This is a genomic window from Porphyromonas sp. oral taxon 279 str. F0450 (genome assembly GCF_000292995.1).
In the GTDB taxonomy this organism is placed as follows: Bacteria; Bacteroidota; Bacteroidia; order Bacteroidales; family Porphyromonadaceae; genus Porphyromonas; species Porphyromonas pasteri.
Map to the genome: position 1 here is coordinate 1 of NZ_ALKJ01000045.1, position 7,843 is coordinate 7,843.

General features: G+C 57.3%; 6 protein-coding genes. 4 read left to right on the plus strand and 2 right to left on the minus strand.

Annotation, left to right across the window (positions count from 1 at the left end; all coding sequences use genetic code 11):
• The first annotated feature begins 967 nt into the window (after positions 1-967).
• A complete protein-coding gene (locus HMPREF1323_RS08390; protein ID WP_009433727.1) occupies positions 968-2,416 on the plus strand; it encodes a C69 family dipeptidase in 1,449 nt (482 codons plus the stop codon).
• A gap of 84 nt (positions 2,417-2,500) precedes the next feature.
• On the opposite strand, the gene HMPREF1323_RS08395 is transcribed toward HMPREF1323_RS08390, so the two are convergent.
• Positions 2,501-3,184: a pimeloyl-ACP methyl esterase BioG family protein gene (locus HMPREF1323_RS08395; RefSeq protein ID WP_009433726.1), complete on the minus strand. Its 684-nt coding sequence runs from the start codon at positions 3,182-3,184 to the stop codon at positions 2,501-2,503.
• A gap of 3 nt (positions 3,185-3,187) precedes the next feature.
• Positions 3,188-3,631 (minus strand): DUF695 domain-containing protein, encoded by a 444-nt coding sequence (locus tag HMPREF1323_RS08400; protein WP_009433730.1) that lies wholly within the window; start codon positions 3,629-3,631, stop codon positions 3,188-3,190.
• A gap of 678 nt (positions 3,632-4,309) precedes the next feature.
• On the opposite strand from HMPREF1323_RS08400, the gene HMPREF1323_RS08405 reads away from it, so the two are divergent.
• From HMPREF1323_RS08405 to HMPREF1323_RS08415, 3 genes are all read left to right on the plus strand, one after another.
• A complete protein-coding gene (locus tag HMPREF1323_RS08405; RefSeq protein WP_009433729.1) occupies positions 4,310-4,897 on the plus strand; it encodes a hypothetical protein in 588 nt (195 codons plus the stop codon).
• Between the two features lie 274 nt (positions 4,898-5,171).
• A complete protein-coding gene (locus HMPREF1323_RS08410) occupies positions 5,172-6,554 on the plus strand; it encodes a DEAD/DEAH box helicase (RefSeq protein ID WP_009433725.1) in 1,383 nt (460 codons plus the stop codon).
• Between the two features lie 27 nt (positions 6,555-6,581).
• Positions 6,582-7,805, plus strand: coding sequence for an ROK family transcriptional regulator (locus tag HMPREF1323_RS08415; RefSeq protein ID WP_009433728.1), 1,224 nt, complete (start codon positions 6,582-6,584; stop codon positions 7,803-7,805).
• Positions 7,806-7,843 lie beyond the last annotated feature (38 nt).

Below are 7,843 nucleotides of genomic sequence, written 5' to 3' on the forward strand. Positions count from 1 at the left end.
GGTTAGGTCTTCATTTCCCTAAACGTTTGTTACTACACTTCTGTTTGTCAATATCAATTATCTCAAAGATCGCTGTTGTCGTTGTGACTCCGTCGCCGGTTGGTCACCCGTTTCTTTTGCGATTGCAAAGGTAGGGAAAAATCACCCAAACTTCCAAATAAGCACGCAAATTCATACGACGACAAGGCAATTTTCCGACCAACTCGCGCGCGTACATTATATATAGGATAACCTGGAAGGGGTAAGATATTTCTTCCCCCTAACACCCTCTCCCCACACCCAAGCAGAGGATGGAGCATACACCGCGAGGCCTTCATCCACCGATCTCTACGGATGATACTTTGCCGAGGGTCCTGTACTCTATTTAGAGTGCTAAGGTATCGCGTGCCCAGCTCCCCGATATGCCTCTTCGAAGAGACACACAAGCCCTTCGCCTTATCACGCGTATTCCTCTTATCCAGCGGAGGAAAAAGCATCGTTCGCGTGAAGAAAAAGCGCCTTCACGTAGTGCTTTTCCTCTGTCTATGTACCTAGTCTTAAAGACCAGGCACATAAATCCAAACATCCACGTACGTAGATATTAGAGCCACGTATGTAGATCAAGCTTATCAGCCACTCGTCCACAACTTTTCTCCCTACGCGGAACAACAACCTAATATAGGTCACTTCACAAATCTATATAGCTTTCTTCGCCATCCTATATAGGTCGTCATCGCGACCTATATAGCTTCGTCGTCGGACCAATATAGGTCAGCCCGCCGACCAATATAGGTTCACACCACCCCCCCCCTCATACAGATGCACCCACCTTCGGGATACCTCTGCATACACTCTTCCCACGAAAATCTCCCATAGAGAAGCAAATACCTATCGATAGGTATTGCACTGTCAGCCAAAAAGTCGTAACATTGCAGTACCATTCGACAACACAAGTTGCCCGCTGTTCCTAACCGAAAAACAAAGAGTCATGAGACAGAAGACCCAACCACAGCAGCCACACACGGACTACCCATCCGAATGCACCACCATCATCGTCGGACGTCAGCACACCTCCGACGGATCTATGATCGTCGCACGTAGCGAGGACTGGAATGCCGTCCTGGCGAAGAACCTCGAGATCTACGAAGACACCGACCATGGCCCCGAGCGCTTCGTCGCTCTCGACAGCCCCTTCCGCTGCGACCTCCCCAAGCGCGCTCTTGGCTACTCCGCCCTTGCCCCCTACCATCTCCACGGTCACTGGGGAAGCGCAGGCTTCAACAGCGTCGGCGTTGGCATGAGTGCTACCGAAAGTATCTTCAGTAGCGACCGCGCCCTCGAAGCTGACCCCCTCGTACCCGACGGCGTCGCTGAGAACTCCGTCTTCAACATCGTCCTGCCCTACATCCACTCCGCTCGCGAAGGTGTCGAACGCCTCGGCTCGCTCATCGAGATGCACGGGGTGGCCGAAGGCTTCGGCGTCGGCTTCGTCGACAGCCACGAGATCTGGTACCTTGAGACCGCCTCGGGGCACCGCTGGCTCGCTACCCGCATCCCCGAAGATCAGTACTTCGTCACGGGGAACCAGAGCCGCTTCCGCAAGTACGACCCCAAGGATCACGCAAACTATCTGGCCTCGGACGACCTCATTGAGTTCGCCATCCAGCACGGCTTGTACGACCCCGCGCGTGGTGAGTTCGACTTCCACGAGGCTTACATCCGTGATGTCAAGCTCGACACGACCTACAACTATCCCCGCGTATGGGGCCTGCAGGCACTGCTGAGCCCATCGATCAAGAATGATGTGACGAAGAACACCTTCCCCGTCTTCGCCCAAGCTGCCGAGCCCATCTCCATCAGCCGCCTCAGACAGCTCTTCCGCTTCCACTACGACGGCACGGACCACGACCCCTACCTACATCAGAACCCGAAGGAGGTCTATCGTCCCGTCTCCATCTTCCGCACCACGCAGACACACCTGCTGCAGGTACGCCCCGAGCTCCCTCAGGCTATCGGATGCGTCAACTATGTGGCGCTTGGAATGGCTGACCTAAGCGTCTTCCTTCCCCTCTACGAAGGCATCCGCTCCTACCCCAAGGCTTACACGAAGGGGACGAACGAGTCTTCGCACGAGTCTGCCTACTGGAAGTTCCGCAAGGTCCAGGCACTCGGTATGGTCGACTACAACCGCTATGCCCCCATCATCAAGAAGGTCTACGCTGACTTCGAAGCCGAGACCGACCAGCGTCAGCGCGAGATGGAAGAGCAGTATCTGGCTATCTACCAGACGCAGCCCTTGCACGCACGCGACCTCCTGCAAGCCTTCTCCGACCACGTCCTTCGCTCAGCCCTCGAGGTCACTGACCAGCTCATCGAGACGCTCTTCACGCACCTGACGATCGACATCCAGGCCGAATACGAGTTCCACGGCGCTTAGTAGCTGAGGCACGATAAGCAATGAGCCGCCCTCTGCCAGCAGTGCAGAGGGCGGCTCATGCCGTTTGTGGGGGAAGGGAGAGGGCTACCAGAGCTCCTCCCAGCGGCAGAAGTGGCCGAGGAGGTAGTGCGGCGTCTTGGGGAGGTGCGTGAAAGGCACGCCCTGGATGCGCCAGTAGTTCTCTTGGTTCGTCGGGGGGACGACGCGGTCATCTTCGCCGATGAAGGCTTTGCTCCACAGGCCGAAGGCTGCGGGCTTAGGCAGCGGGCGGGGCTGATCGCGGTCGACGGTGAAGGGGCGGATGAACTCATCATAGAGCGCCTTCGTAGAGCGCTGGCGCACTTCCTCATAGAGGTGGCGGTAGGTCTTACCACCGAGCATGTGTCGGTCGAAGCGCTCACGATTCTCCTCCGTCAGCCCCTCGAGGGTCTTGTGAAAGAAGGCTTCGGGGATGCCCACGGCATCATCGACTTGGTAGCCCGTACCAGCAAGCGCCGTACCCGAGACGACACGACTGCGGAGCTCCTCGTGCTTAGCGAAGAAGCGATCGGCTGCCCAGATACCCATCGACCAAGCGACGAGGCGAATCTCACGATAGGGCGAGAAGTCGAAGTTCAGCGCATCGGTGCGGTAGTCCCAGAGGAGCAGGAGGTCCTGCCCCTCGGGGAGGCCGAGGTGCTCTACGGCAATGGGGCTGAGTGCCCAGCCATTGAAGTAGAGGACGAGGCGATCGGTAGGCGCCGAAGCGGGGCGGAAGAGCTGCTCCATCGCTTAGTCTTCGTCTGAGTCGTCGGTCTCGAGCGCCAGCATCTCGTGGTAGTCACTCCAGTCGGGGTCCTCCTCGCAGTGGATCTCAAGCGGAAGCGTAGGATAAGGCGCAAGGCATTCATTCAGACGTTCGCCGAAGGAAGGGAGGTGGCGCGTGTAGAAGGTCCAGTCCTTCTGCCCACCGCCGGTATAGTTCCCCGTGAGGATGGCGAGCTTATCCTTCTCCATGATGCGGCGGAGCTTGGGCTCGATGTCCTCGATGAGGCGTGCGGTCTCTTCGTCGGGCATCCCGTCGGGCTCGGCGGTGTAAGGCCACGCTATATCCACACGCACACGGAGCTTGCGGCTCTCGAAGAACTGAGTGAGGCCCTTGCGAACGGTCAGGAGGACGATCGCCCCACCCTCGGTATGGCTCACGCTGGTGAACCAGTCATCGGTAAGTATCATATATATATGTAAGTCGTTTCTTCCCCCAAAGGTACGCAATCTCCGCCCCTTAGCCGCCCCAGCCGCCATCACTCCACGACGCTTCCTCTCTTCATCACCAAAGCTCCTCCCCGATATGCCTCTCCGAAGTGATACGCAAGCCCTTCGCCCTATCGCAAGTATTCCTCTTATCCAGCGGAGGGAAAAGTGCCATTCTCGTGAAGAAAAAAGCACCTTCCCGTAGTGGTTTTCCCCTATCTATGTACGTAGTCTTAAAGACCAGGCACGTCAGTCCAAATATCCACGTACGTAGATTTATCGTCCACGTACGTAGTCCAAACTTTTCTGCCACTCGTCCAGAACTTTTATCCCTGTGCAGAGCAACAACCTCATATAGGTCACTTCACAAAGCTATATAGGGATCAGTACAAAGATATATAGCTTCGCACCGAAAGCTATATAGGAATCAGGCCAAAGATATATAGCTTTCTTCGACATACTATACAGATCTACACGACGCAGCTATTCCACGGCCATTATTTCGTACATTCGTAGCGGAATACCACATCGGTATATGTTGCTGGGAGTGGTATAATCTTCATCCAACGGGTTTGATACTATGGAGAGCGAGCACGAACTTCATCACCTTCTTAGATAGCCCAACTGACATTAAATTTTCTTCCTCTCATGCATCGGACAGTGAAGCGAATACTCTGTGGCATTGGGGTAGCACTTGCCATCCTCGTCATCGCAGCAGGCGGCCTCTATCTCACGGGGTACCTCCAAGTCTACGGGCTCACATCAGGCTACCAGTACTTAGACCGCGAAGAGCGTGCAAGGATCGTCTTCTCACGGAATAAGCTCCGGGACCTCGACAGAACCCTCGATAGGGCACATCGGGAGAAGAAGATCCTCTGCGTCAATGGCGCCGAGCTCCGAGCTGCACTCGCCTCCAAGCCTAAGGCCTTGGTCTACATCTTTACCGACGGCTGCACCTCAAGCGCGTGTCTTCCCCTAAGTACCATAGGGGCGTATGCGCATCAGATCGGTGCAGCGCCCTACTATGTAGCTATTGACCTCACGCCTGGACTTCTGAAGCGCACCGAGCCTATTCTAAGTATCGACTACACGCACTACGGGACGAAGTGGCACGACAGCTTCTACGAAGCCTTCGTCAAGGATCTCACGGGGCGCTCGACCGACGAGGAGCACTTCAACTTAGTTCTCTTCGAGAAGGGGCGCATAGTGAGCATCTTCACTACGGAGAAGCTACTCCAGCAACCATAGCTCACTGCCGCTATAAGGGCAGTAAGAGTAGCTTCAACAAAGGAGCTATCGCGGGGCACCTCAATGGGGGTGCCCCGCGACGCTTCTATAGGGATAAGGGACGATCCTTACCCCACATAGAGCGCCCCAATGGCGCTGGCAGAGGGAAGGCACTGCGAAGGACTTTTAGAAATACGGGGCTTTTTCGGGATAATATTTTAGGATGGGGCGTAGACTTATTAAGATATTGGGGGAAAAGCTATATATTTGCCTCTAACTCAACATAGCAGCATCAATGTATTTCGACGAACTAGATCTTGAGGACGAAGTGCTGGATGGGCTCGAAGCGATGAACTTCTTCGAGACCACGCCCGTACAAGAGGCCACCATCCCCCTTCTCCTCGAACGCCGCGACATGATCGCTTGTGCCCAGACAGGCACAGGTAAGACCGCGGCCTATCTCCTACCCATCATCAACCGACTGAGCCGTGGCGAGGGCGACCCTAAGAAGGTCAATGCCGTCATCATGGCTCCGACCCGTGAGCTCGCCATCCAGATCGAGCAGCAGGTCGAGGGCTTTGCCTACTTCCTCCCCGTCTCCTCAGTAGCTATCTACGGCGGTACGGACGGGATCGCCTGGGAGCAGCAGCGTCGCGGTATGGCTCTCGGGGCGGAGATCGTCATCGCCACGCCAGGGCGTCTCCTGGCCCTGATGAACCTCCAGCAGGCAGACCTCTCGGGAGTGACGTACTTCGTGCTCGACGAGGCTGACCGCATGCTCGACATGGGCTTCCAGGAGGACATCATGCAGATCAACAGTGCGCTGCCAAAGGGCTGCCAGCGTGTGATGTTCTCGGCGACGATGCCACCGAAGATCAAGAAGTTCGCCCGCACCATCCTGCACAACCCCGCCGAGGTCGAGCTGGCTATCTCCCGCCCGCCCGAGAGCATCGTGCAGTCCGCCTATGTCTGCTATGAGCGCCAGAAGCTGCCCATCCTGACGCAGCTCTTCCGCGAAACACCCCCTACACGCACGATCATCTTCTCCAGCTCCAAGCTCAAGGTCAAGGAGCTCACCGCAGCCCTCTCTCGTCTCAGCATCCGCGTCGAGCAGATGCACTCCGACCTGACGCAGGAGAAGCGCGAAGAGGTCATGAAGAACTTTAAGTCGGGCAATATCGATCTGCTCGTCGCCACCGACGTCGTGGCGCGCGGTATCGATATCGACAACATCCGCATGGTGATCAACTATGACATCCCCCACGACCCCGAGGACTACGTACACCGCATCGGTCGTACTGCTCGTGGAGGCAACGATGAGGGGCTGGCGATCACCTTCGTCAGCGAGAAGGAACAGCCTGGCTTCGGACGCATTGAAGAGTTCCTCGAAAAGGAAATCTATAAGATCCCAGTAGATGAGGCCTTCGGCCCCACCCCCGCCTACGACCCCAGCCGTCGCCCCGAGCGCGGTGGCCGTGGTGGCTCTTCTCCCCGCGGGGGACAGGGCAACAAGGGCGGTGGTCGCGGACGTGGCCGCAGCGCCCAGCAGGGCCAGCGCCCCGAAGGCAAGACCGACGCCCCCAAGGGCGAAGGTGCAGACCAGGGTGCACGCAAGAAGAAGCGCCCCAACAACCGCCGCAAGTCTCAGGGATCTACGCCACCTAAAGGCGAAGCCTAAATAGCTCACCTCAGTACCAGACTCCACATGACACCCAAACTACTTGACGACCTCAGCCAGGAGACAAAGAAGGGGCTGCACAAGCTCCGTGTGATCAATTACCTGCTGCGCAACAAGACGGCCACGATGACGGACATAGCCAAGGAGCTATACGTCAGCGTCCCCACAGCTTCTAAGATCCTCCAAGACCTCCAAGACGGAGGCTGCATCCAGAGCCAAGGTAAGCTGGAGATAGGCGTCGGGCGCTTCCCCCTACTCTTCGGGCTCAACCCCGACGGGGGCTACTTCATCGGCGTAGACATCAAGCGCTCGGGCATGCACATCGGCCTGATCAACCTGCAGAGCGAGCTGATATGCGCTGACTACGACCTGCCCTACACGCTCGAGAACACCCCCGAGGCCCTCGAGACGATCTGCCGTGAGATCCGTGGCTTCATCACGCGCCACGGCATCCAGCCCAAGGAGATCCTGAACATCAACGTCAACCTCCCTGGGCGCATCAACCCCGTCACGGGGCACAGCTATAGCCTCTTCAACTTCTTCGGCGACCGCCCCCTCTCTGAGATCCTCAGCAGCAAGCTCGCCCTGCGCGTCTCGATCGACAACGACACGCGCGGTATGGCCTTCGGGGAGTTCACTGCGGGCTGCACCAAGGATATGGAGGTCAACTCCGTACTCTACGTGAATATCAGCTGGGGTCTCGGTCTCGGTATCATCCAGGACAAGCAGATCTACTTCGGTAAGTCGGGCTTCTCGGGGGAATTCGGCCACATCTCCGTCTTCGACAACCAGATCCTCTGCCACTGCGGTAAGAAGGGTTGTCTCGAGACCGAGGTCAGCGGTCAGGCTATGTGCCGTAAGATCCAGGAGCGCATCCGCGCAGGTGAGAGCTCCGTCCTCTCGTCCATCGTCCACTCGGGCCGTGAGCTCCGCATGTCTGACCTCATCAGCGCCTGCGCTCAGGAGGATATGCTCTGCCTGCAGGTCCTCAGCGAGCTGGGCCGTGAGCTCGGTAAGCAGGTAGCGAACCTCATCAACGTCTTCAACCCCGAGCTCGTCATCATCGGTGGTAGCCTTGCCGATGCCTCCGGCTACCTCACCCAGCAGGTCGAGGCCTCGGTACGCATCTACTCAATGAGCGTCGTGACGCGCGATACGCAGATCCGCACGGCTACGCTCGGCGACCGTGCAGGGCTCATCGGCGCCTGCATGCTCGCTCGCTCACGCCGCTTCGCAGAGCCCAGCAAGTAAGCCTCCTTCCGCTACACACAGCTAATATAAAAGCGCTC

Coding starts and splice junctions, on each gene's coding strand:
- HMPREF1323_RS08390 (WP_009433727.1), top strand. CDS start 968: ATGAGACAGAAGACCCAACCACAGCAGCCACACACGGACTACCCATCC.
- HMPREF1323_RS08395 (WP_009433726.1), bottom strand. CDS start 3,184: ATGGAGCAGCTCTTCCGCCCCGCTTCGGCGCCTACCGATCGCCTCGTC.
- HMPREF1323_RS08400 (WP_009433730.1), bottom strand. CDS start 3,631: ATGATACTTACCGATGACTGGTTCACCAGCGTGAGCCATACCGAGGGT.
- HMPREF1323_RS08410 (WP_009433725.1), top strand. CDS start 5,172: ATGTATTTCGACGAACTAGATCTTGAGGACGAAGTGCTGGATGGGCTC.
- HMPREF1323_RS08415 (WP_009433728.1), top strand. CDS start 6,582: ATGACACCCAAACTACTTGACGACCTCAGCCAGGAGACAAAGAAGGGG.